Source organism: Psychrobacter sp. BI730 (assembly GCF_013414195.1).
In the GTDB taxonomy this organism is placed as follows: Bacteria; Pseudomonadota; Gammaproteobacteria; order Pseudomonadales; family Moraxellaceae; genus Psychrobacter.
Window position 1 is genome coordinate 33698 of sequence record NZ_JAATTV010000001.1, and the last position, 25706, is coordinate 59403.

The 25706-nt window shown below is 44.2% G+C and carries 18 protein-coding genes; 6 read left to right on the forward strand and 12 right to left on the reverse strand.

Translation table 11 applies throughout. The features are described 5' to 3' along the window. A complete protein-coding gene (locus HCZ91_RS00120) occupies positions 1 to 1650 on the reverse strand; it encodes an ATP-binding protein (RefSeq protein ID WP_179797190.1) in 1650 nt (549 codons plus the stop codon). A gap of 14 nt (positions 1651 to 1664) precedes the next feature. Continuing rightward, positions 1665 to 2351 carry a response regulator transcription factor gene (locus tag HCZ91_RS00125; RefSeq protein ID WP_179797192.1) on the reverse strand — a complete coding sequence of 229 codons (687 nt, stop codon included), beginning with the start codon at positions 2349 to 2351 and terminating at the stop codon, positions 1665 to 1667. 368 nt (positions 2352 to 2719) lie between these two features. Here HCZ91_RS00125 and HCZ91_RS00130 point away from each other — a divergent pair, with 368 nt between their 5' ends. Continuing rightward, a complete protein-coding gene (locus HCZ91_RS00130) occupies positions 2720 to 3241 on the forward strand; it encodes a Spy/CpxP family protein refolding chaperone (protein WP_102078240.1) in 522 nt (173 codons plus the stop codon). Between the two features lie 104 nt (positions 3242 to 3345). Here HCZ91_RS00130 and HCZ91_RS00135 read toward each other — a convergent pair whose 3' ends face one another. The 3 genes from HCZ91_RS00135 to HCZ91_RS00145 are packed head-to-tail and all read right to left on the reverse strand — an operon-like array spanning position 3346 to position 8121. Continuing rightward, a complete protein-coding gene (locus HCZ91_RS00135; RefSeq protein WP_179797194.1) occupies positions 3346 to 4230 on the reverse strand; it encodes an exonuclease domain-containing protein in 885 nt (294 codons plus the stop codon). Between the two features lie 44 nt (positions 4231 to 4274). Next, on the reverse strand, positions 4275 to 5867 hold the full coding sequence (locus tag HCZ91_RS00140; RefSeq protein WP_179797196.1) for a hypothetical protein: 1593 nt from the start codon (positions 5865 to 5867) through the stop codon (positions 4275 to 4277). Positions 5868 to 5922: 55 nt separating this feature from the next. Continuing rightward, positions 5923 to 8121 (reverse strand): hypothetical protein, encoded by a 2199-nt coding sequence (locus tag HCZ91_RS00145; RefSeq protein ID WP_179797198.1) that lies wholly within the window; start codon positions 8119 to 8121, stop codon positions 5923 to 5925. A gap of 330 nt (positions 8122 to 8451) precedes the next feature. Here HCZ91_RS00145 and ggt point away from each other — a divergent pair, with 330 nt between their 5' ends. From ggt to cysE, 5 genes are all read left to right on the forward strand, one after another. Next, the gene (gene ggt, locus HCZ91_RS00150; RefSeq protein ID WP_179797201.1) at positions 8452 to 10410 is read left to right on the forward strand and encodes a gamma-glutamyltransferase; all 1959 of its coding nucleotides are present in this window, start codon (positions 8452 to 8454) and stop codon (positions 10408 to 10410) included. Between the two features lie 295 nt (positions 10411 to 10705). After that, complete coding sequence (gene dnaE, locus HCZ91_RS00155) at positions 10706 to 14425, forward strand: DNA polymerase III subunit alpha (RefSeq protein ID WP_179797204.1); 3720 nt, start codon at positions 10706 to 10708, stop codon at positions 14423 to 14425. Between the two features lie 72 nt (positions 14426 to 14497). After that, positions 14498 to 14878, forward strand: a complete 381-nt coding sequence (locus tag HCZ91_RS00160) for an Hpt domain-containing protein (protein WP_179797205.1) — start codon at positions 14498 to 14500, stop codon at positions 14876 to 14878. After that, positions 14878 to 15756, forward strand: a complete 879-nt coding sequence (locus HCZ91_RS00165) for a TrmH family RNA methyltransferase (RefSeq protein WP_179797206.1) — start codon at positions 14878 to 14880, stop codon at positions 15754 to 15756. Before HCZ91_RS00160 ends, HCZ91_RS00165 begins: the two co-directional genes overlap by 1 nt. A gap of 189 nt (positions 15757 to 15945) precedes the next feature. Continuing rightward, positions 15946 to 16860 carry a serine O-acetyltransferase gene (cysE, locus tag HCZ91_RS00170; protein ID WP_179797207.1) on the forward strand — a complete coding sequence of 305 codons (915 nt, stop codon included), beginning with the start codon at positions 15946 to 15948 and terminating at the stop codon, positions 16858 to 16860. Between the two features lie 286 nt (positions 16861 to 17146). On the opposite strand, the gene HCZ91_RS00175 is transcribed toward cysE, so the two are convergent. The 7 genes from HCZ91_RS00175 to pheA all read right to left on the reverse strand — a co-directional run bounded on the left by HCZ91_RS00175 (position 17147) and on the right by pheA (position 25640). Beyond that, positions 17147 to 18418, reverse strand: coding sequence for a hypothetical protein (locus HCZ91_RS00175; protein WP_179797208.1), 1272 nt, complete (start codon positions 18416 to 18418; stop codon positions 17147 to 17149). A gap of 182 nt (positions 18419 to 18600) precedes the next feature. Further along, complete coding sequence (locus tag HCZ91_RS00180; RefSeq protein WP_257019920.1) at positions 18601 to 19149, reverse strand: 2-amino-4-hydroxy-6-hydroxymethyldihydropteridine diphosphokinase; 549 nt, start codon at positions 19147 to 19149, stop codon at positions 18601 to 18603. Further along, complete coding sequence (folB, locus tag HCZ91_RS00185) at positions 19124 to 19561, reverse strand: dihydroneopterin aldolase (RefSeq protein WP_179797209.1); 438 nt, start codon at positions 19559 to 19561, stop codon at positions 19124 to 19126. The genes HCZ91_RS00180 and folB overlap by 26 nt, the downstream gene beginning before the upstream one ends. A gap of 42 nt (positions 19562 to 19603) precedes the next feature. Continuing rightward, on the reverse strand, positions 19604 to 20566 hold the full coding sequence (rarD, locus tag HCZ91_RS00190) for an EamA family transporter RarD (protein ID WP_179797210.1): 963 nt from the start codon (positions 20564 to 20566) through the stop codon (positions 19604 to 19606). Between the two features lie 195 nt (positions 20567 to 20761). After that, positions 20762 to 23095, reverse strand: a complete 2334-nt coding sequence (locus tag HCZ91_RS00195; RefSeq protein WP_179797211.1) for a bifunctional prephenate dehydrogenase/3-phosphoshikimate 1-carboxyvinyltransferase — start codon at positions 23093 to 23095, stop codon at positions 20762 to 20764. Positions 23096 to 23205: 110 nt separating this feature from the next. Continuing rightward, positions 23206 to 24348 carry a histidinol-phosphate transaminase gene (gene hisC / locus HCZ91_RS00200; RefSeq protein WP_179797212.1) on the reverse strand — a complete coding sequence of 381 codons (1143 nt, stop codon included), beginning with the start codon at positions 24346 to 24348 and terminating at the stop codon, positions 23206 to 23208. 119 nt (positions 24349 to 24467) lie between these two features. Continuing rightward, positions 24468 to 25640, reverse strand: coding sequence for a prephenate dehydratase (pheA, locus tag HCZ91_RS00205; protein ID WP_179797213.1), 1173 nt, complete (start codon positions 25638 to 25640; stop codon positions 24468 to 24470). Positions 25641 to 25706: the final 66 nt, after the last annotated feature.

Here is a 25706-nt window from a genome sequence, read left to right on the forward strand (position 1 = left end):
TTATTTATCTTTTTGTCTGCTAGGTAGCACTATTTGAACCACCAACCCTTGGATACCATCTTGGCGATTATGAGCATTGATATATCCTTTATGCGCCATGACTACAGCATGGACAATGGCCAATCCAAGACCATAGCCGCCAGTATCACGATGCCGAGCAGTATCGAGCCGCACAAAGGGATGAAAAATACGCTCTAAGTCTTTTTCTGCGACACCGCCACCTTCGTCTGTTATATTAATTTGAACAGCTGGTACCTTATTGTCCATTTGTATTGCCTTTATTTCAGCAATCACTGTCGAACCCGCTGCTGTGTGCATAAAGGCATTGCGAATGACATTTTCAAGCGCGCTATACAACTGCTCTGCATTACCTTGGACTGTCCAAAATCCTTCCAAACTATCTAGCGCTGAGGCTACAGGCGGTTGCCATTGCCAATGTACGTCTTTATGTTGAAACTCAAAGCAGACATCCTCTCCAATATTGCTAATGATGTCGGATATGTCGACTGCTTCACTTTCCAAATTATCGACGGTATATTGCTGCATTTGTAGAGACTGAATATGAATGATTTGCTCAATTAGCTCATTCATTCGTGTAGATTCTTTATCGATACGGTCCAGATAACGATTGGCATTGGGCGCAAAGTCTCGAGTCAGCTCAGTCGCGACATCCAGACGAGCAAGCGGCGAACGCAGCTCATGTGAGATATCACTAAGCATTTGCTTACGTGCCAGCTCACTATCGACGAGCCTCGTTGATAGATGGGCAACGTCTTTAGCTAGTAGCCCCAATTCATCATCGCCCATCTTGGACAGTTCTGGATTGGCTTGATAATTACCATCGATCATACGGTGTACGGTATTTTGTACACGGCCAATTCGCTGGGTCAGCGTACGACTGAGCCATATGCAGACCAATACACTAAAGATAACGATCAATAGCAAACGGATTGGAAAATTACCGTGCTGTATCTCTACCACGTCTGAAAAACGCAAGTGCGGACGCAACTGTATGATGATTGACTGACCATCAGGTAATTCAACAGACATATCGGCCAGTTCAGGACGAGTATCGATATCAGCCACTGCTGCGCTACTTGCCGTTCTTGGCTTTAGGAGTTTTTGCCAAAAAGACGGCTCATCTTTTGGTATCTCAGTGTCGTGTTCACGCAGTCTATTGTCAGCATTGCGACCTTCTAGACCATAAACGCTATTCTCTACTCTAGGTGGCCTAGGTGGTATTTGCTGCAACGGTTGTATCGCACGATCCATTAGCCGCCGACCACTTTGCAACTGTCCTTGCGCGCGATCGTCTTTGTCACGATAACGCGGGAATATAATAGCGCCCTGCTCATCATAGACTCTGATTTGATTCATCAGCTGGCGGTCTTGACGATACATCTGCCTGACAGAGTCTACATCACCAGCCCGTAGCGCCGCGACCATCTCTTCACGCTTTATCAATAGACTATCGATTTGTACATCCATACGAGAGGTCAGCTCTTTTTCAGCTAACCAGCGCTCTACCATGATAGACAATACAGAGGTGATTAAAATCGTCAGTAATAAGCTCAGAAACATACGCCAAAACAAGGTAATGCGCACCTTAAACTTAGGTGCTTTTTTGAGGGTCTGCTCAGAAGCTTTCATCGATATGTCCGTCATTACAGCACCAGTTGATAACCTTTACCACGCACCGCTTTTATTGGTTCATCGTGGAAAGGTTGAAGTTTTTTGCGTAAGCGAGATACATGCACATCAAGGCTACGGTCAAACGGCTGCAACTCACGCTGCAAGATATTTTCTGACAGCCATGCTTTACTCACCACTTCCCCTTTTTGTTTGAGTAAGGCAACAAGTAGATCAAACTCTGTACCAGTGACTTGTAGCGTTACCCCATCTATCTGACAGGCGCGTTGGTTTTGATCGAGATGCAAACGACTCTCTGGCAACGGAGTATGCTCTGATGCGGTCGTATTGGTACGTTTAATCACTGCATTGATACGCGCTAGCAGCTCTCGAGGGTTACAAGGTTTGGTGATATAGTCATCGGCCCCAAGCTCTAGACCAATAATACGATCAATCTCCTCCCCTTTCGCCGTTAACATAATGACTGGGATATCGATAATATTTGGTAATTGACGCAGCACACTCAGACCATCTAGTTTTGGCATCATAATATCGAGCACGAGTAAATCATAGACCGTATCTTCGTGTGCTACTGTCTTGAGTCGTTGTATGACCGCTGCACCATCATGCACGCAGTCACAGCGAATGCCGTGATTGTCCAAGTACTCTTGCAATAACTGAGTCAACTCTTCGTCGTCATCGCCTATCAGGATGTTTGGCATGCTTCTCTCCTTTAATTTTTAGTTATCTCTATTTACTCAATCTATAGTAATCATGACGCAATAAGTCCACGTACAAGTGTCACTGTAATATGGCTAGCGAGATTGCCGCCGTGGCATTTTTATTGCCCCTAGACGGTAGTTAACCATATTATCAGGCAAGCACTTGCCAATTCACCAGAAACGTTACCTTTCTTAATACTTCATAAATGTTCGTAACCTTTAACTGTCGTAATATACTCCTATCAACAGCAAGTATTACATTTCTAAGATGGCTGACCATAACGAGCGATAACGTTCAACAGATGCTACTTGCGAGATAAAAATTTAGTACTTATGAAATCAAACTCAATGTAATCAAGGATATTATGATGAAAAAATTACTATTAGGCTCAGTATTAGCAGCGTCTAGCATATTTACAGTAACGGCTTGCACCAGCGTTAACGCGACCACTGATACAACGCCAACTGCGCAAATGCAAAAGAACCACAAAGATGGCGCGATGAGAGGCCCAATGTCAAAACTGGATCTAACAGCGACACAGCAGGCGCAAATCAAGGCCATCATGCAAAACAAACGTGGCGATCGCACTGCTGACCGTGCAGAACATCAAGCAGAACGCGCGCAAATGGATCAGCAAATACAAGCACTGACCAATGCCAGCACTTTGAACACTGCTGCTTTAAACCGTCTGGCTGATCAACGTGCGGCAAAAGAAAAGCAACGCTTTATCGAACGTGTACAAACCCAACATGCCATCGCTCAAGTGTTGACTGCTGAGCAACGTGCAAAACTTGCACAAATGAAAGAAGATAGAAAAGGTGACGACGAAGGCCGTCGTGGTCCAGACCATCGTGAGCAACGTGGTGATCGTGCACAGCAAGGTATGTAATAAACCACTCCGGAAAAGTGTTATTTTACCCAGCTGTATACGTATAAACTAAAAAAGCGCGCCGTTAATAGGTGCGCTTTTTTATTTCTCAAATGGAATCTCAATCAATTAGATATTTTAATTAACTTTAAAAATTCTTTCTCTACAAGAATTTTAATATCCAGCCCACTCTGTATCAACTCTTCTACCTTTCGATGCTTACTGCTTTTTTCATGACCTGCTAGCAATGTTAGATCCTGAGAACCAACTACAAGATAGTTTAACTTTTTTGAAGCCCCTGCTTTGACATTAAAACCATTTTTAGCTGCTATGTCAGCAATCTCTGCTCTACTAATACTAAGGTCTCCTGTAAAACAAATATTAAGACCTGCATATCTTCCTGACTCACTCCCTACCTTCGTGATATTACTTGGATAACTTCTACTATTAAGACGTCTTTGCTGGTGATAAATACGATTATAGTTGCTATCTGTCACCCAATCATGAATTGATAGACTATTTTCTCTAAGGATAGTTACCGTTATAAAGCCACATGCTTTAGCATCTTCAAGTGCATCGTGATGGTTAAATTGGTAGTTCCACTCTTTACATACATTTGCCAGACTATAGCCTTTTACTGCGAAACGATGACATGTCCTACGTACTAATACAGTTGCATCTACCCACTGTAGCTCTGGTACTGGTAGTTTGTGAGCTTCTAAGCTTTTTATCAAAGCTCTTTGATCAAAATTAGTGTAGCTAACAACAACGTTATCGCCAATAAACTTTAGTATCTGCCCATATATATCGTACATAGACGGCGCATTTCTTACCATCCTGCTAGTAATCCCATGTACTTCTACATTTTGACCACTAAAAGAAGTTTGGGGTAATACTAAAGTGCAGTAGGTATCAATTAATTTACCGTTTAAGTATTTTGCTAGACCTATTTGACAGATAGACCCTACATCGCTATTAGCGGTTTCAACATCAATGGTAACAAAGTTCACTATATATTCCTTAATACAGTAGGCCCACTCTAAATCACCTTTACCTACTCAACCGAACCAAAACGCTCTCTGACCATCGGCAACATGTTAAATACCATTTTGCCTACTGCCGTGCCATTACCATCTTGGTAATATTGCAGCAGCTCTGGAGCATACTTTCGTAAATCAATGCTATTGCTAGTGTTCGGCGTTTGCACATTGCTTGGTAGGTTAGGAAACGCCAAGTCCTTAGTGCTGATAGCGGAATACTGCTGCAACACATCTATCCTCATACCCTTATTGTTATTCGCTTCGCTAGTGTTATCTAACTGACGACGTAAGTGCTCCCATTTGAGTTGACCACGTTTATCAAACCCGTATAGTTCCTGTACTTCTGTATTGGCAACGGTCTCACCTGTCGTTGCTTCCTCATGCATTTGGTCTTTTATCATAGCCAGTATTTTTTGTACTATAGACTTACTGGTAAATGCCTTTGGGTTTTGAATCGACTCAAACGCTGTCATCGGTTCGGGCTCTTGTACCAGCTCTGGGTATTTTTCACTGATTCGACCATAAAAAATTTGCATATATTTCTGTTGCGACGTTTGATAATCCTCAAAGTTTTGTACTCGGCGAATGATTTGATCGCTTGGTAGCATAGCCGATAACTGGTGCGCGGGCAGCTTTGGAGACAGCGAAGCAAGTGAGTCAGGGGCAACATAATTAAACTGGCTGACAGGAGCCGCATCATAAGTCGCATCTAATGCCGCAAAGTGGCTCTTGATTACTTCACCACCAAATCCTTTAGGTAACGTACCATCATCAATGGCTATTTTTAACCACTTATTTTGCCATTTTGTACCGAGTTTATCGTCCAACAATTCTGAGTTTAGAATCGCAAAATTATCTGCCCATAAGTAAATATCACCGTTTTTAAAATCCATATAAATAGGCTGGTTGATACTGCTGTGATGATTACGTGCTTGATATTGCGCACTAGCGAGCATCGTAGCCTTGCCTGCCATCGGTTGATAGATCCCTTGAGAGTCGATAGAGAGCGGCTTCAGTAGGTACTCATCTAATAACTGTGCTTTCTTCCTATCTAACGGTCTTTGTTTATCTTCATAATTATCAAATAGCGCTTGATAATCTGGTGCTACTTTTACATCGCTATCGTATTGATGGTCATCCCATGCATGATAGGCATCTACGCACTCAAAATACGACTGCCTTATGCTGTCACGCTTAGTATCATAATCTACCGCTAAGATATCTTTTTTTTGCTGTTCAGCTTGCAGGATTAGAGCAGCGTACGCTTGGTCATGCGCTTCTTCGCAGTGTTCATCTACATAGTCTGATGCCGCCATTTTCTCCGTACCAGTATTAGTATCGGCATCTATAAATTGTTGGTTATTGCCAATCTCAAGATTGCTATGGTAGCTAAATGACTGACGACGCTGTTTTTGTAGGGCTGTCTCTAGTGTTTTTTTGGCCATGCTAGGCGCTTGTTTTACAGCCGCCGTGTTGGACTGGCCCAAACTGGCAGACTGGCAACCTGTTAACAACAGCGCCCCTGTCAAAAATGCGCTGGTTATTAGCAGATTGTTTTTAGTCTTAAATGGCAGACGTTGTGCGATGGTGTGATGTACTGTTTTCATTTTTTATCCTTAATAGATATGAGCGTAAATGCAATAAGATGATGTCATTTGACTTCTATTTTTCATTCATATCATCTTGAGCATCGTCAACTCGGCTCTCATCGACAGCGTCTGCGCCATTGTCTTTATCGTTACCATACTCATCGCCGCTATAAGCACCCTCGACACTGCTATAAGCACCTTCGACACCGCTATCTTGATAGTCGTAGCGTGCATAGCGAGCCGTTTGTAATCTGTCTTTTTTCTCGCGCTGCGTAGCTATCCATGCATTGCCATCGATAGGAGGCATCGCGTCTGGACCAAAAGACTCAGTAAGCAGTGGTGTCAAGGCATGACGGTTAAAGCTGGCTTTATCGTAACGCACTTGATTTAGCATGGTTGTGGTCGACCCCATCAAATCACCACCGATATTGACACGTTGCTGCTTGGCCAGCAGTCGATCTGAGCTGTCTAAGTAATAGTAGTTGATTTGATTAAAAGAGATAGGACCGATAGCTTCGATCAGCTGCAATAGCGAACCGACATCCGCGCTTTGATAGCCTTTATTGTATAATTGCGCTTTAGCAAGTGCTGTCTTTAGTGCGGCACCATCAGGATATTTATCTGGATTGGCATCTACATATTCTTGCAGTGATTTCGTCACATATTTGAGCGTCTTGCCAATTACTTCACCGCTTTGCTGGCTACCGAAATAGACTTTTACGGCGCGAGTCGCACCGACTTCTTTGGCAAACGCGTCACCACTGATATCTACTGCGCTAAAATGCTCAGGCGCGAGCTCAGCCATGCTGTTCTGTATCGCATTAAGTACCGCATCGTAGAGCACTGCTGGTGGCAACTGCGCCGTGACACTTTCAGGTAAACCAAAGCTCACCGTGTGCGAGGTCATCTGTGCTGGTAATGGCGTATTTTCAGGGTTGACAAGTGCAACAATCGGCATAATGGCCGATGGATCTACTACGACACTGCTGTTATTAAAATCAAATGCTAACGGCATCTGTATCGATGAGCTAATCGTTGGTGTGGCGTAGTCGTAGCTATAGACGCTTTGTAGTTGGCGCTGCTTGGGACGGTATTGACTGACACTATTGAATGTTAAATGCTCATACTGATAGGCATTGGATGCAGCTATTTGCTCAGGAGTGCGGTGGAACATATCAAGTATATTGCCAATCATACCTGTAGATGACATTGGTAGGCTGCCACGATTTACCGTCTTTGTCTTAGCTTGCTGTTTTGCCATTTGCATGGCTTCATACTTTGCAGCCATTAACTTGGGACTTAAACCTGACATCCCTGAGAGCATACCTTCAGTACTGCTGCTGTATTCATCATAACTATCATAGTCCTCACTACTGTAATTATCGCTGCTATAGTCATCTGCTGTATCGTAGGCATACTCGTTATCGCTGTTGGTATCACTGCTCGTAGGCTCATTCTCCCCTGCTTCAGCCAATATAGCAGCAATGGCCTTTCTTTCTGCTTCAGCGTCTGCTCTAGACTTATCATAGTTACTAGGATAGTCGGACTCTATCGAATCTTTTGCGTCATCATAATTGTAGTTAATACCCTCTACCACACAGACTTCATAAGCGTCATCATCTTCGTTTTCATTGCATTTATTCGACTCTACACCTACCGCTGCTAATTCTGCTCTAGCCTCAGCTTGCGCCTCATCATCGCTACTATCATATATACCCTCAGGCTGATACGTATAGGTTTCTATAATCGTTCTGAGCAAGCTACTAGATCCTGCATCGATACTATCTGGGTCAATGAACGGTGCTGAGCGATAATTGGCTGTGGCGACTGCGACATGCTCGGTCGCCAAGTGCTGACGAATGGCTGCAAGCAAGTGTGATTTGGCTTGGTTTTCGGTATTTGGGTGCTTCTCTTGATCAAACAGCTGCTCATAACGCGCGGCCTGAGCATTTTGACTGGCAGTAAAGGCTTGACCCTGACGTTGGCTCTGCGCGGTATCTGCGACACTAAAGTCCATCATGATACTAGAGACGCTGACGCTGCTATTCGACGACAGATTGGAAGATGAGCTAGCCGGAGTTGATTGGCAACCTGCGAGAACGAGCGAGGCACTACCAACTAGCAATGCGATAGACGTTAATTTACCGGTTGGATATAGATGACCGTTGTTATTTTTACCATTATAGTTTTTATGATCAGTGTTAGATAAATAAGCAGGCGCAGTCTCAGAGTAGCGCTGTCGATTGCGGTTATTAATATGGTGTGATGACATAGTAATCTCTTTGTATGAATAGACAGTCGATAATGAGTGTACAGTGGTACCGTTATTTATATCACAAGACGTTACAGTTTAGTAATATTAGCGAATATTTTTAAAGAATCTCTTCATTCATAAATAATTTTCTCTGCATAACAGCTGTCTTATCATTAGCTTCATCTACTTGAAAATTAGCTTCGTTTATTTGAAATACAGCTAAACGCTATAAAAGCGTACACCACAAAAGATAATAAACAACTTTCTACTATTTCATATTTTCGTTACTATTTAGGCTTATCTATTTCCTAGCTCTATTCTCTCCACTCGCGTAAAAAGGACTTTGCGATGTCACAGTTATTATCTCGCCACCATCGAACCGCTCAGCAGCGTAAACCAAAAATTAATACCTTACTCAAATCTAGCGTCGTGCTCATTACCAGTACGCTACTGCTATCTATATCCGCACAGGCTGTAGAGCCAACGACCTCAACAAGTAACGCCACGGTCAACAACACATCAATCAATACCAGTGCTATAAACTTGGCCATCATGGCTGATAGTCCAATGGTACTCTCTGAAACCAAGCGCATCACGCGAGCGAAGACAAATACCCTTAGCACCACATCGAACAATGCTAACAATGCTAATAGTGACCAAGCCATCTATTCTGAAGACGCCATTCATCATCCAGTTTGGGCAAAAAACGGCATGGTCGCTACCCAAGAAGCGCTTGCCTCTGATATCGGTTTACAGATTCTAAAGGACGGCGGTAATGCGGTAGATGCTGGCGTTGCAGTGGGTTTTGCCCTAGCAGTAACCTTGCCGCGTGCAGGTAATATCGGTGGTGGCGGTTTTATGATGATTTATGATGCCAAGCAAGGCAAAACGGTGGCGCTTGATTACCGTGAAAAAGCACCGAGTAGCGCCTCACGCGATATGTACCTTGATAAAGAAGGCAATGCTGTCAGCGACTTATCTCGCTATCATGGCTTGGCCATTGGCGTGCCAGGGACAGTAGCAGGACTACTAAAAGCATTAGAAGAGCATGGTACGATGAGCCGCGAGCAAGTTATGGCACCAGCGATTGCACTGGCTGAAGACGGCATAGAAGTCACCGCTGGCTTGTCCGAGTCACTCACGGCGTTGAGTGATCGCTTGCAAAAATGGCCAAGTACCAAAAAAGTGTTTTTTAAGCCTGATGGCAGCGCTTATCAGCCGGGCGAACGTTTAAAGCAGCCTGAGCTTGCGCGTTCGCTAAAGCGGATTGCGATACAGGGTACCGATGGGTTTTATAAGGGTGAGACCGCTCAAAAACTGGTCAAAGCAGTCAATGAAGCAGGCGGCAGCATGAGCCTGCAGGATTTGGCCAATTATCAAGCCATCGCTCGCGAACCTGTCAAAGGCGACTATCGTGGCTATGAGATTGTCTCTATGCCACCGCCTTCCTCTGGCGGTATTCATATCGTGCAGATTTTAAATATCTTAGAAGGCTATCCGCTCAAAGACTATGGACAAAACAGCGCACAGACTATTCATCTAATGGCGGAAGCGATGCAGTTGGCGTATGCAGATCGAGCTGAGTATCTGGGAGATGCTGACTTTATCGATGTACCTGCCAGCGGTTTAACGTCACAAGCCTATGCAGATAAACTGCGTACGTTGATTGACCCCAATAAAGCCACGCCAGCAGCCACTATCAAAGCAAACAATCCTGTGCCGTACGAAAGTGATCAGACCACGCATTTCTCTATCGTTGATAAAGATGGCAATGCAATAGCCAACACCTATACGTTGAACTTCTCTTATGGTACTGGTCTCGTTGCGGATGGCACGGGCATTTTGCTTAATAATGAAATGGATGATTTCTCTGCCAAACCTGGCGTACCAAACGGCTACGGTCTACTTGGTGGCGATGCCAATGCAGTGGAAGCCAATAAGCGTCCACTATCCTCTATGAGTCCGACGCTCGTATTCAAAGACAGCAAACCTTACATCGTTACTGGTAGTCCAGGCGGTAGCCGTATCATCACGACTGTCACTCAGATTATCTCTAACGTCATCGACCATGATATGAATATCGCTGAGGCAACGCATGCGCCGCGTATCCACGATCAATGGCTACCTGATGAGATTCGAGTCGAAAAAGCACTGAATATTGATACCGTGAAAAAGCTCGAATCAATGGGTCATACGGTCAGTCCAAAATCCGCGATGGGATCTACGCAATCGATCATGCTCACACCAAACGGTGTTTATGGATCGTCTGATCCACGTATTGTCGATGCGGCAGTGGTTGGTTATTAAACAAACTGACTTTAATTATCAATTACATAGCCCTCTATACCTCGTTGTATTGGGGGCTTTTTGCTGTTGTCTATAACCGAGTTTTTACATCTTAATGACTTAACTTACGCAGATTAAACCCTTTGAACCTGTGGCTGTCTGCGGCAAATAATGCTATTATTGACGACCCCATTTAAAACGTATCAATATGGCTATCAAGGTCTTATCGGCCTCTAGATATCAGCATAATTGATTGATAATAATCAATTATTTTAACGGTAGCTTATTTCTTTGATCGTACCAGTAAGAGTCTTCTATGGCATTTGTACACCTTGGCATTCACAGCGAATATTCCATCACCGATTCTATCGTGCGTATCAAGCCGCTGGTAAAAGCTGCTGCGGCTGATAATCAGCGCGCGTTGGCATTGACCGATTTGTCCAATTTATATGCCACGGTGAAGTTTTATCGTGCCTGCTTAGGTGCGGGTATCAAGCCTATCATTGGCAGTGAAGTCATCATGGATAATGAAGACACACGCCTCACCCTACTCGCGATGAATAACGAAGGGTATCAGAACATCACCCGTATCGTATCGCTTGGGTTTACCGAAGGTCGTGCTGATCCTATCAATCATGGCACACCGGTTATTAAGCGCAGTCATATCTTGGAGCATGCAGCAGGTGTGATTGTACTGCTCACAGAGAAGTCAGACGTGGGTCAAGCATTGGTCGGCTCGATGCCAGAAAAAGCCGATGAACTACTTACTGAGTGGCAGGCACAGTTTGACGATCGTTTGTACTTTGCGATTAAGCGTACCAATCGTTCAGGCGAAGATGCTTTTATTAGAGCAGCTATCCATTCAGGCGCCAAACACAATATCCCTATCATTGCGCACAATGACGTGCGTTTCTTAGAGCAGGATGATTTTGATGCCCATGAAGCCCGCGTATGTATTGCAGGCTCTTATGTCCTTGCTGATCCAAACCGCCCGCAGACTTACTCGGATGAGCAGTATCTAAAAACACAAGCTCAGATGGAGCAATTATTTGCTGATATTCCGCAGGTCATTGACAATACCTTGCGCCTCGCTACACGCTGCAATATTACCCTAACGCTTGGTATTAACGTCCTACCTGATTTTCCTGTGCCTGAAGGCGAGACGATTGAATCGTTTTTCCGTGCCGAGTCACAACGCGGTCTTGAGCAGCGCTTAGATAAGCTGTTTCCTGTCGAATCACGTACGGACAATTGGAACGATTTCCGTCAGAGATACGATGAACGTCTCGCATATGAGTTAGATATTATTCTATCCATGGGCTTCCCCGGTTACTTCCTAATCGTCATGGACTTTATCCGCTGGGCAAAAGCCAATGGCGTACCAGTAGGCCCTGGACGTGGTTCTGGTGCAGGTTCGTTGGTCGCCTATGCCCTAAACATTACCGACCTTGACCCGATTCATTACGATCTACTATTCGAGCGCTTCTTGAACCCTGAGCGTGTATCGATGCCCGATTTCGATATCGACTTTTGTATCGAAGGTCGTGACCGCGTCATTGATTATGTCGCGCAAACCTATGGTCGTGATGCCGTATCGCAGATTATTACCTTTGGTACTATGGCCGCAAAAGCGGTTGTGCGTGATGTGGCACGCGTACAAAGCAAATCGTACTTTTTAGCCAATAAAATATCCAAGCTGATTCCAAAAACGCCTGGCATCACACTGAGCCAAGCGCTTGAGCAAGAACCACAGCTCAAAGACTTGATCTCTAATCCTGATAATATGGATTATGAAGATGCCATTGAGATTTGGGAGATGGCGATTAAGCTGGAAGGTGTCTGTCGAAACGTCGGTAAACATGCCGGTGGTGTATTGATTGCTCCGCACAAAATCACTGACTTTAGTGCCATTTACTGTGATGATGAAGGTCACCGCGTCAGCCAGTTTGATAAAGACGATGTAGAAGCTGTTGGTTTGGTAAAGTTTGACTTTTTGGGTCTACGCAACTTAACCGTCATTAATGCGGCAGTTGAAAACATCAATTTGCGCCGTGCAAAAGAAAACGTACCTGCCTTAGTTTTAGAAGATTTGCCGTTAGATGACAGCAAAGCCTATAAGCTGCTGCAAGATGCCAAAACCACGGCGGTCTTTCAGCTAGAAAGTATGGGCATGAAGAAATATCTTGCTAAACTGCAACCGACCAATATCGAAGATGTTATCGCCATGTGTGCGCTGTATCGTCCCGGCCCACTCGATGCAGGCATGGTAGAGATGTATATCGACCGTAAGCATGGTCGCGAAGAAGTCATTTATGATCATCCCAATCTTGAGCCGATTTTAGAAAACACCAATGGCGTTATTGTCTATCAAGAACAGGTGATGCAAATCTCGCAGGTGATGGCAGGTTATAGTCTGGGCGGTGCGGATATGCTACGCCGTGCGATGGGTAAAAAGAAACCTGAAGAGATGGCCAAGCAGCGCGATATTTTTGTCACTGGTGCCACCTCACAAGGCATTGATGAAGTCACGTCAGGCGGTGTATTTGACTTGATGGAAAAGTTCGCAGGTTACGGTTTTAACCGCTCGCATTCTGCGGCTTATGGGGTATTGGCTTATCAAACGGCTTATCTAAAACAATACTACCCTGCCGAATTTATGGCAGCGGTCTTAACTTCAGATATGAACAACACCGACAACGTCGTGTTCTTTATCAATGACTGCCGTGAAAACTTTGGGTTAACCGTAGTCAATCCTTCGGTCAATCGTAGTGAGTGGCATTTCGTTGCCGATACTCCGACCAATATCATCTATGGTCTTGGCGCAATCAAAGGCGTGGGTGAAGGCGCGGTAGAGTCTATCGTAGATGCACGTCGCCGCGATGGTCCTTTTAAAGATTTATATGACTTCTGCCGCCGTGTCGACATCAAGAAAGTCAATAAGCGCACCCTTGAAGCGTTGGTCAGCGCTGGCTGTTTTGATGACTTTGCCGCCACGCTACGACCTGACTTGCCAGCCGATGAAGCTTACGAGATTCGCGGTGCCTTAATGAGTCAATTGCCAAGCGCCGTACAAGCCGCTGAGCAAGACCGTCAAAACCGCGAAATCGGTATGATGGATTTGTTTGGTGAAATGGACGGTGTGGTCGCAGCGCCGCCGTTAGTCATGACGCCAGAACTCATCTGGGGTGACAAACACCGCCTAAAAGCCGAAAAAAACACCTTGGGACTGTACTTAACGGGACATCCAATCAATGAGTATTTGGATGAGTTGAAACGCTATACCTCTGGTGCGCGTCTCGACAAGTTAACCGATACTGGCTATAACGGCAGTTGCTATTTTTCGGGGCTTATTATAGATATTGCCAATTTTGGTAATCGTAACGTGATTACTTTAGATGATGGTACATCGAGACTCGAGGTCAGCTGCTACGCTGAGCGTTTTAATCGTGTCAAAGAGCAGTTGAAAATCGATGAAGTCGTCATTATCAAAGGCAGTATCCGTGAGCGTGATGGACGTTTGTTTGCACGTCTTGATAGTGCCATGAGCATGGTAGATGCCAGACTACGTTGGCTCAAAAAAATCAGTATCAAAGTTCACGGTAGTGATATTAATTTGCTCACACGTCTACAGCCATTACTCAAATCAGCCCAAGCTGACATTATTCCTGAGCCGCGTCTGGCTTATAACCAAGAGCAAGACGAGCAAGGTAGCAACGGTAACAGTGTCTACGATCCTGCAATGGGTGGCAGCTTGTATGATGAGAACGGTAATGACTTATTGGCATTAGAGAGCGACATGAACCATGATGCGGCCAATCAAAACGGTATGTCAGCCAGTTATGCCAATAATGCCCTGAGTAATACTGACGCTTCTATCAATGATAATTGTCTACCACTTGGACTAAGCATTTATGAGGTCTATGGCATCGCAAATGTTGGACTGTCTGAACACTGGCGCGTTTACCCAAATGACGACAACCTACAGACATTAAAGACTTTGGTCAGTGAAGAGAACTTACATTTCCATTACAGCTAAGACGTACATTACGTTTTAAAAATTCATTATAGTAATCTTATTGCTTTAACTTTTATAAATTGGACAACCACCATGGATGACACTACAAATAATAATATGCTCGGACAAACTGATGAAGAGATTATCAATCATGAACAGTTCGAGGACATGCGTGACCTGCTCGAAGAAGACTTTGTTGATTTGATACAAGTATATTTTGCTGATAGTCAGCAAAGAGTTGCAGCGCTGCGAATTGCCCATCAAAAAGACGATAACGCCAATGGCTTTGAAACTGCTCATGCTCTAAAAGGTGCCAGCGCCAATTTGGGTACGACTCAATTAGTTCGTCTTAGCAGCCAGTTACAAGAATACTGCCGTGAGCGCCGGATTAATGAGCAAGCCGTCCTGATCGAAGAGATTGCCATTGCATTACATCGTGCTGAACAAGAAATCAATCAGAGACTGGGACAATAATGAGTAACGACGCTTTATTAGCCGTATCATCACATTCAGTGAACGACTACCTTGCTTGCCTACAAGTAGTCATGGTCAATACAACTTTGCCTGCTAATATTGGTTCGGCTGCCCGTGCGATGCATACCATGGGCTTATCTCGCTTAACGGTGATCGACCCCAAATTACCGATTGACGAAACCAGTGTGTCTCATGCAGCGGGTGGCAATGAACTATTATCGTCAGCTTTGATTACACCCACTTTAGAATCTGCTATCTCAGACTGTCAGTTGGTGTTTGCCGCTAGCAGTCGTAGCCGTCATATGCCGCGCCCTGTGGTGACACCTACGCAAGCCGCTAAGATTATGTTTGACTTTATCGATGCACAGGCAGCTTTAGGTGCAGACGATAGTAGTGTTGATACCTCATCTGCTACTTCCAACAAACCAAATATTGCTATATTATTTGGACGTGAAGACCGTGGATTGACCAATGAAGAATTGGCTTATGCTGATTATCACATTCAAATCGACGCCAATCCTGCTTACCCTGTATTAAATGTTGCATCAGCGGTGCAAGTCATCGCCAGTTTTATTTTTGCTTATGCTCAAACGCACATTCAGACAGCTGATAATTTAGATTCGGATGCAAGCACAGACGCCCAATCGACAATCAATGTGAATTTGCGTCAGCAATGGGATGAGCCTGCTATTAATCAGCAGCAGCTGCAACAGCTCACTCAGCGCACCACTGACCTTATGGTACAGCGTGGCCTAGCAAATAACGAACATCTAAAGTCATTGCCATCACGCTTGTCTAGACTTGGGTCACGTCTACAGCTTGATCAAAAGGAATATCAGTTATTAAGCGCTTTGATTGCAAAACTATCAAAAGACTAAAACAAGCCATAGTTTATGAGCTTGCCTTTATTTGACAGCTTTTTACTATATTTTGCCGTATAAAGCTGGTATAACTTGCAGAAGCTTAGCGAAAATATATATTCCTGATTATCCGAACTTTATGACCACAGATTAGAGGCATCGCTGTTTTCGCAACGACACTCTACCGACGAATAGATAGGACGCTTTATGTCATTGCCATCCAAATTGTTCAAATCACTTGTTACCATCAAGAACGATTTGAAAGAAGATATTGATGCAGTATTCACCCGAGATCCTGCGGCGCGTAATAGTCTGGAAGTTATCCTAACTTATCCGGGGATACATGCGCTTGTTTTGCATCGCGGTGCACACTGTCTTTGGAACAATGAACAAAAACTAGCCGCTCGCGTGATCTCCTACGGCTCGCGCATCATGACAGGTATCGAGATTCACCCTGCTGCTAAGATTGGTAGACGCTTTTTTATCGATCACGGTGTCGGTGTCGTTATCGGTGAGACCGCTGAGATTGGCAACGATGTGACCTTATACCACGGTGTCACTTTAGGCGGGGTGTCTTGGAACAATGGCAAGCGACATCCAACACTAGAAGATGGTGTAACAGTCGGCGCTGGGGCCAAAGTATTGGGGCCATTCACTGTCGGTAAAAATGCCAAAATTGGCTCAAATGCAGTGGTGGTCAAACCGGTACCAGCAGGTGCAACGATGGTCGGTAGTGCGGCTCGTATGATCTCAGATTATCATGATGAAAAAGGCAACCCGCTTACGACTAAGGTACAAGATGCCAAGCAGCAAGAGAAAATTGCGAAAGCAGGTGACAGCAGCGAAGATCAAACAGCTGATACGACCCCTACCGCGAAACGTACCAATACCTTCCGCGCTTATGGTATCGATCCCTATTCGCAAGACCCTGTCGCAGAAGCATTTGCTAAAATGCTTGAGCACATTCAGCAATCAGAGAATCGCCTAGATCAATTGCAGTCAGCAATGTGCGATATCGACCCTAGCTTCTGCAAGAAAAAATACGATAAGCTGTGTCTAGAGGATTTAAATGTGATTGGTCGTGCTGATATCAATGACGTAGATAATGAGAAAAATCGCTAAGACAGTCGTTAAATGTAGGCAGTACTATTGCCGTATAGACTGATAACAAATGCTTATATAGATTTTAGTGAAGAAACAATGAAATTAAAGCAGGATTGGATAGAATCTACCATGTCCGCATACATGGTAGATTCTATCCAATCCTGCTTAACTCTCTAGAAAATGTCAATCTTGCGAGTCGTTGCTTTTCATCTCAGAGTAAGCAGCACGAGCTAGTAGCGCGTGATAAAAGATGTCTTTAATCGACTGTGACATAGTAAGCATCCTTGATTTTAAAGTTAGTTAATTACTTGTTAGTATGAATATTGAAGAGTGATTTTCTTGGAATTAGGGTTTTTTCTTTTGAAACATATCTTTCTGTTTGAATCTCGCCAGTACCAAATTGTGCTAAATAGTTTGACCCCCAAAACCAAGCATCTCCTTGAGATGAAATAAATGCATTTTCATTACCTTCAGCATATTGAGAAATAGTAATATTGCTCATCACTTTAATAGGCTTAGAGATGTTGCTTCGATTTGAGGATAGCTTTCCTTCAAAGGTATACATACCCCAAATATATAAATCACCATTTTCTGTATTGGCAGAGTATGAATTCATTTTCACTACTTTACTAAGTCCATCAACCTTTTTAGGCTTGAGGCTATTTTGAAGCGTTCCTTGAGCTGTCCATCCACCACTACCATCACCCCAACTCCATAAAGAACCATCTTCTAGAAGTGCAAAATTTCCGAACCCATATGAGAAATCAGCTACTTTTCTAGGAACATTTACCTTCTCAAGTCCAAATAGATCTTTTTTGTGTTTGAAATTTTGATACCCTGAATTATCTTCAAACCGTCCTAAATCTTTTGGATAAAAACCTGTCGTATACATTTCACCTTTGTCATTAAGTGCGAAAATCGTACTAATGCTACCTTGTATTTTCACTATATTCATATAATTAAACATAGTGATTTTACATATCCTAAACTCGTTACATTCGCTAGGATAGTCATTCTTATTTCCTAAAATATAAACGCTTCCATCTTGTGTTAAAAATATCGAAGCAAACTCACTAGCATCTATGTCTACAACATTCTCAATTCCTTGAATCTCTCGTAACTCTTCAATAAATGTATCATCATCACTAGGATCTATCTTTCCATGATAGTTACTACCCCAACCCCATACTGTGCCATCCTCTTTAAGCAGTAGCATATGACCAGCACCTGATACGGCTACCGCATCATTCACGCCCTCGACTTGCCTAGGCGTTGGGTCTTGTCCTGTCTTAGTCTCGCGCAGTAGACCATCTGTACCCCATGTCCAAAGCGTACCATCGTCTTTTACTCCTGCACTCCATGAGCTGGTCATGGCTAAGCGCTTGGGCTCAATATTAATCTCAAGTGGAGTTTCTAGTGGCTCGTCTGGCATATTTGCCACAGGGTAGTTATCTTCGGTAAAAGATTTAAGGTGCTCGGAAGGGGATTTATCGCAGGCAGGTAAAGTAGATATAATGATGATTGCTACTAAACTCTTGATTATTTTTTTATTCAAAAAGTTCATTGGTTTTTGCATAGGTAGTAGTATCTTGAAGATTACATCGTCACTTATACTAACAACTGCTTAGATAATCGCATAGTTTTTATTAGATTTTTGTCTAGGAAACTGATGGGTTAAGGCAGAGTGAGTACTGAACAGCGATGGTTTCAGATAACAAGATACAATGGCGATTAAGATACGGCTACTTATTAGCCAAACTATAGCTTGGTTAAAATCAATTCTTTAACTCCCGCTTCCTCATGCGCTTTAAACGGATAACGATCTGCCATTACTATCAAATCAGACATTGATTTAGATACTAATTTCTTGCTTAGGCTATTATTTTCTTTTGATAATTTGATGAGCAAGATATCAATGTCTATCGTCACACGCCTTATTTGGTTAGGCTCAGTCTGCCGACATCTATGACAATCGCCTTCAAGCGTTTTAAAAGTTTGCTGTAGTTGTTGCAGACTCATCGGTGTGGTCAATGTTAGATGGACACACTGATTGGTATAATCAGGTTTTGGTAATTGGGTAGTCGCAGTAAAATCAGGATTTTGAAAAGCCGTAGACAATCGCACCTCACCTAGCGCTGCTAATCGCTGCCTAGCAAGCGGGAGATACTTGTCGGCTTGATAGTTACTACCTAGCGCTAACACTAGCTCTACCACAGGCTGCGCTTGCACAGTCTCAGGTGCGCATTGTATTAGCGTTGCCACATTCAAATCCACTGACGTTTTATACATCATCAGCTTGGCTGTCATTAACTTCTTTGGCAGCTTCTTTAGTAGCTAGCTCGTCGGTTGATGCTGGCGCATAGCGCGTTATTTGCACCCCTACCGCATCAGCTTGAGCAATAGCGGTAGGCTTAGCAATGCTCAACGTTATTTTTTGACAGTCATATTTTGCAAATATCTTATCAGAGATCTGACCAGCCAAATGCTCAAGCAGCTTTGCTTGAATCTCTTTGCACCACTCACTCACATCATCGCAGACTTCTTTATAACTCAGGGCATCGCTGACATCATCTGACACAGCAGCACGGCTAATGTCAGTCTCAAGCGCGATATCAATGAGTAATGGCTGAGTAATGGCTCGCTCCCAATCAAACACACCGATTACTGCATCGACTTTTAGACCTTTTATAAATACCACGTCAGACTGAGTATGAAACATGCTTTCATCCTTGTTTGCTAATTTTTTTCGTGTTTTTAATATTTACTTAACCGATTTTAGCGCTTCTTCACGTAGACGCGCCGCTTTTAACGCTTTACTTGGACGATGGCGCCACAGGTCGATGCTGAATAATAGCAGACCTAACCAAATCAAACCAAATACTGCTAAACGATGTAAATCGAATGGTTCTTTATAATAGAACACCGCCAAAAAGAAAATGAAGGTCGGCGTCAGATAATTCATAAAGCTCAGAATACTGTATGCAACGAGCTTGGTAGATTTATTGAATAGTAAAAGTGGTATCAGCGTAATCGGGCCTGCGATCATAAGCAGCCAAATGTTTGAGCTAAACCAAAAGCTCAGTTGGTGGCTTGCCACATCAGACTGCCAAAACCACCACAGACATAAAGGTACTAGCATTGCAGTCTCGACAAACATGGCATCGACAGCAGTCAATGGCGTTTGTCGTTGAATCGTCCCGTAAGTACTAAAACTGAACGCCAAAATCAACGATATCCACGGCAGACTGCCAAGCATCACCACTTGAATGACCACAGACAACAGTGCAAATCCAATAGCGACCCATTGCAAAGGACGCAAACGCTCTTTGAATAGAATCATGGATAGTGCAACGCCAACCAATGGTCCGATAAAGTAACCCAAACTGGCCTCAAGGATACGGTCTTGATTGACCGCCCATACATAGGTCAGCCAGTTGGTTGCGATAATCACACTGGACAATAGAGATAGTGCAATCCATCTTGGGTTTTGCTTGAGCGTTTCTATCCACCCCCAACGTTTGGTAGCCACTAACACAATCAGTAGGCAACAAAACGTCCAAACGATACGGTGACCTATGATCTCCGTCGCATCATAATCAGATAGCTGCTTGAAGTATAGCGGAAATCCACCCCAAATAAAGAACGCGATAAGCGCAGTAATAATTCCGCGTCTGGTTGTGGTGATTGGGGCAACGGGTTTTTTGATGACATTTTGGGTAGTCATAATATAGGACAACTTTTTAGAGCAAAGCGCGCTCTCACCTAATTCTAATTATTATTGTCAATCGAATCGTGAAAGCGCAGGGTTACTACAGTGAGATTATAAGGTAAAAAGCAATGTACTCATACCAATAGTGACATGAGTACATTGCTAACGATGTTAGATTAAATTTTTAAGAGTTAATGGTAGCTTAGCGACTTACTCAGCACCAGTATCCACTTGGATAGACATACCGATTTGGTTGGCAAGTTCAGCAAATCCTGGGAAGCTAGTATTGACCGTTTCAACCCCTTCAATGGTAATTTTCTGGGATGCACGCAGACTGGCAACAGAGAAGCTCATTGCAATACGGTGATCATGATGCGAGACAATATGACCGCCACCAAAAACAGGTTGGTCATTATTGACTTCACCATTTTCAGTAGCAGCGCCTTTGCCTTCGATAATGAGACCATCATCAGTCACAGTACAATCAATACCAAGCGTATGTAGCCCTTCTGCCATCACAGCAATACGATCTGATTCTTTGACACGCAGCTCTTTAGCACCAGTCAATACCGTACGACCTTGTGCACAGCTAGCTGCGATAAATAGCACAGGGAACTCATCAATCGCCAGTGGTACGAGATGCTCTGGTATCTCAATACCGACTAGGTTTGAGCTGCGAATCGTAACATCAGCAACTGGCTCGCCGCCCACATGTGTCTCATTGCTTAGGCTAATATCTGCATTCATTAATTTAAGAATATCAATGACGCCAGTACGCGTAGGGTTGATACCTACTTGGGTCAAGGTCAGCTCACTGTTTTGACTGATGGCCGCTGCCACCATAAAAAACGCTGCAGATGAGATATCAGCAGGAACTGCGATATCGCCACCTGTTAGTGTGCCGCCACCAGTGACACTGATGCGATTGCCTTCAACGGTTACCGGATAACCAAAGGCCGATAGCATACGCTCAGTGTGGTCACGGCTGATCTCAGGCTGTGTGACCGTTGTCGTACCCTCTGCCCATAGACCTGCTAGTAGCAAGCAAGATTTTACCTGAGCTGAAGCAACTGGCATATCATATTCAGTGCCTTGTAATGGCTTGCCAACCGTGTCACGACCAGTGATACTCAGCGGCGCCGTACCACTATGACCAGTACTCTGAATCACAGCTCCCATAGACCGTAGCGGTGCCGCCACGCGCTCCATCGGGCGTTTATTCAAGCTAGTATCACCTGTCAACACGCTATCAAACGATTGCGCTGCCAAGATACCAGACAGCAGGCGCATACTGGTACCAGAGTTACCCATATACAGTGGCGTTTTGCTAGGTTTTAAACCATTCATACCGACACCATGGATGGTCAAGTTGCCATTGTCAGGGCCTTCGATAGTCACGCCCATATCACGGAATGCTTGTAGCGTCGCTAGCGCATCTTCCCCTTCCAAAAACCCAGTCACATTTGTCACGCCTGTGGCAAGACTGCCCAGCATAATGCTGCGATGCGAGATAGATTTATCACCAGGGATCGCGATGGTGCCAGAAACAGTATTGCTAGGGGTAATATTATAAGAAGCTGACATAGGAGAAGTATCCGTATAAGGGGTGCTGGCTAACATATGGCCGAAATGTCGCCGTGCGGCTTGCGCGCGGCCCAAAAGTCCCATCAGGGCGGTTGAATCTTTATCAATAATAAGTTGGCGCATCGTCTGTAAATAGACACCATACTCATCAAGGGCGCTGACAATCGCGCTTTGATTGGCAAAAAATATATCATGCCACATTTTAGGGTCACTGGCAGCGATACGCGTAAAATCGCGAAACCCACCAGCGGCATAACGAAACATATCTAAATTATCATCATGGCTTGCCAATTGCTCAACCAAATTAAAGGCAAGTAAATGTGGCAAATGGCTGGTGTGCGCTAATATGCGGTCATGGTGCTCAGCATCCATTGACATGACATTTGCGCCTACTGATTCCCATAATAGTCGCAACTTTGCAATAGCAGTTGCACTGGTTGTCGGTAGCTCGCAAATAATGACGCTATGATTGACAAATAAACTGGCGCGGCGCGCATGATACCCTGAATTTTCAGCCCCAGCAATTGGATGCGCTGGCACTAATCCTATCGGCAGCGAGCCGAACACTGCTTTAGCGGCATCAATGATATTGACCTTAGTACTACAGACATCCGTCATGATGCAATCACTGGCAAGCTGTCCGTTATCCATCGCTTGTTTGATATCAACAAACACTGCTTGGACTGCCTGTACTGGCACTGCAATAATGATTAAATCACTGCCAGCGATGACGTCCTGTGCGTCTGCACTACCTGCATCTAGCAGACCATGCTCAATAGCTTCTGTAATACTTGGCGCATGTCTATCGACTGCTACCAGACGCGCGCTTAAGCCATTGTCTTTGATGGCTTGCGCAAAACTGGCACCAATCAGTCCAAGTCCAATCACACAAACTTGTTTAAATATAGGTAGCGTAGTATTTAGAGACGATTGAAGTTTATTATTTTTCTGACTACTCACGGCTTTTCTCGTTGGACACACTAAGACATAGATAGAGCCAGTCTTAGTGTTATAAATTTTAATGGCTAATTAAGAACAGTTTTTAAATTACAAAGCACTTATAGATGCGCTTAGTCTTCAGTCAAAATAGAACGCAAAGTATCAATCAAACGTAGGTTGTCTTCAGCCACACCTACTGTGATACGCAGCCAGTTAGGCAATCCATAAGCATCCAACGGGCGGACAATAACGCCTTGTTCAAGTAGTGCCTGATGGATAGAAGCAGCGGTTATATCTTCCATCTCAACCTGCACTTCGACCATAATAAAATTGGCATGCGACTTCACAAAACCCAATCCTAGCGCGTCAAACTGCTTTTCTAACCAACGCATTTGCTCATCATTTATCAGACGAGTTTTTTCGATGAAGTCTTGATCGGCAAGCGCAGCAGCAGCAGCAGCCAAACCAACACGGCTGACATTAAATGGCTGACGAATTCGGTTTAGTAAATCCGCCACTGCCACCGAGCTTAGAGCATAACCGACGCGTAAACCTGCCAGCCCGTAAGCTTTTGAAAAAGTACGCACAATAATGACATTATCGAATTCATCCAATAAGGCGCGGTTGTTACTCTCAGGACTATACTCGATATAAGCTTCATCTAGTACCACCAAGACTGAGCTTGGTACACTGGCAACGAACTGATACAGCTCTTTTTGCTCTAGCTGCGTACCCGTTGGATTGTTCGGATTGGCAATAAAGACGATTTTGGTATTCGGATTGTCTTGAACCGCTTGGCTCATGGCTTTTAGATTATGGCCGAAGCGTTGAGCAGGTACTTCAATTCCCGTGGCACCTTGCATCTTCGCTAGCATAGGATATACCACAAAAGCATACTGGCTATAAACGATGGCATCATCAGCACCCACAAAGCTGCGTGCTAAAATATCGAGCAAATCATCAGAGCCATTACCTAAGGTAATTTGATTGGCATTGACATCGTTAAAATCAGCCAGCGCTTGCTTTAGATAGTAACCATTGCCATCAGGATAGCGCGACAACTGCCCTAGCTGCTCAGTCACTGCTAGCGTCACTCGTGGGGAGCATCCCATTGGATTCTCATTGCTAGCCAGCTTGACCACATCTGAGACACCATACTCACGTGTCAGCTCCTCAATTGGCTTACCAGTTTGATAAGGTGCCAATGCCAAAATACTGTCGTAAGCTGGCGTTAACGGCGATAGATCTGACGCGGTCAATTGAGTAGTCTGCATGGTTTATCCTTAGATGGTGTCTGTAAATGCTTTTTTTGAATACTATCTGTAAAAGCTAAGACCCATCTATTATGTATGAATACCAGTGAGTAAGCCTGTAATTATCTATAGGTGGTCGTCTATAGGACAGCTTTTGGATATGAGCCTAATATGCGCAAATCTTTGACCAATGGACGAATATCATTGATGGCAGCGCTAACGTTTGGATCATTAACATGACCATTCATATCAATAAAGAATACGTATGCCCACTTATTAGGACGCTCAGGACGCGTCTCAATACTGGTCATCGATACGCCATGGTATGACAAAGGTTTCAATATTTCGATCAGTGCGCCTGCTTTATCATGAGCGGAGACGACGATAGAAGTTTTGTCTTGACCAGATGGCGCAATCGCCTCATGACCAATAATAAGGAAGCGTGTGGTGTTGCTTGGATTGTCTTCGATATTTGAGTAGAGCTTATGCAAGCCATACTCTGCAACAGCAACGTCACCTGCAATCGCAGCTGAATGCCATTCGTTTTTGAGGCGGCGAGCAGCTTCACCGTTGCTTGATACAGCAACGCGTTCGACATTAGGGAAGTTTACATCTAGCCAATGACGGCATTGAGCAAGCGACTGCTGATGCGAATAAATACGGCTCAAGCCATCAATCTTAGTATGCTCAGCAACCAAGAAGTTTTGATGAATTGGCAGTTCAACTTCGCCTATGATCTTTAAGGTAGAAGATAAGAAACCATCTAGAGTATGGTTGACCACGCCTTCTGAAGAGTTCTCGACAGGAACCACGCCATACATCGCTGTACCCGCTTCGACTTCTCGGAACACATCAGTAATGGTTGTCATCGGTACGGTATCCGCTGCTTTACCAAAGTGCTTGAGCGCAGCGGCATGCGTAAAGGTACCGACAGGGCCCAAGAAAGCAATACGCTGCGGCGCTTCTAAATCCAAGCATACTGACATGATTTCACGAAACAAGCGCGCCATTTTCTCATCAGCGATTGGACCCGCATTACGTTCCATGACAGCTTTTAGTACTTGTGCTTCACGTTCAGGGCGGTAAAAGATAGGATTGCTATTGTCATCAGCGGCGGTATGATTTTTCTTTACCATGGCTACTTGCTGAGCCAACTTTGCACGGTTGTTGATTAACGTTTGGATCTCACAGTCTACTGCGTCAATATTTTGGCGAATATTGTCTAAAAACTCTTTTTCAGTTGCGGTATCGCTAGCGCTTGTAGTGGTTTGATTTAGATTATCCATTGTTTGCTCTGGTGACTGCTCGCTCATTACCGCCCATCCTTTTTAGATTTTATCGCTGTTAGATATTACTATTATTTAAATATGGCTATTACA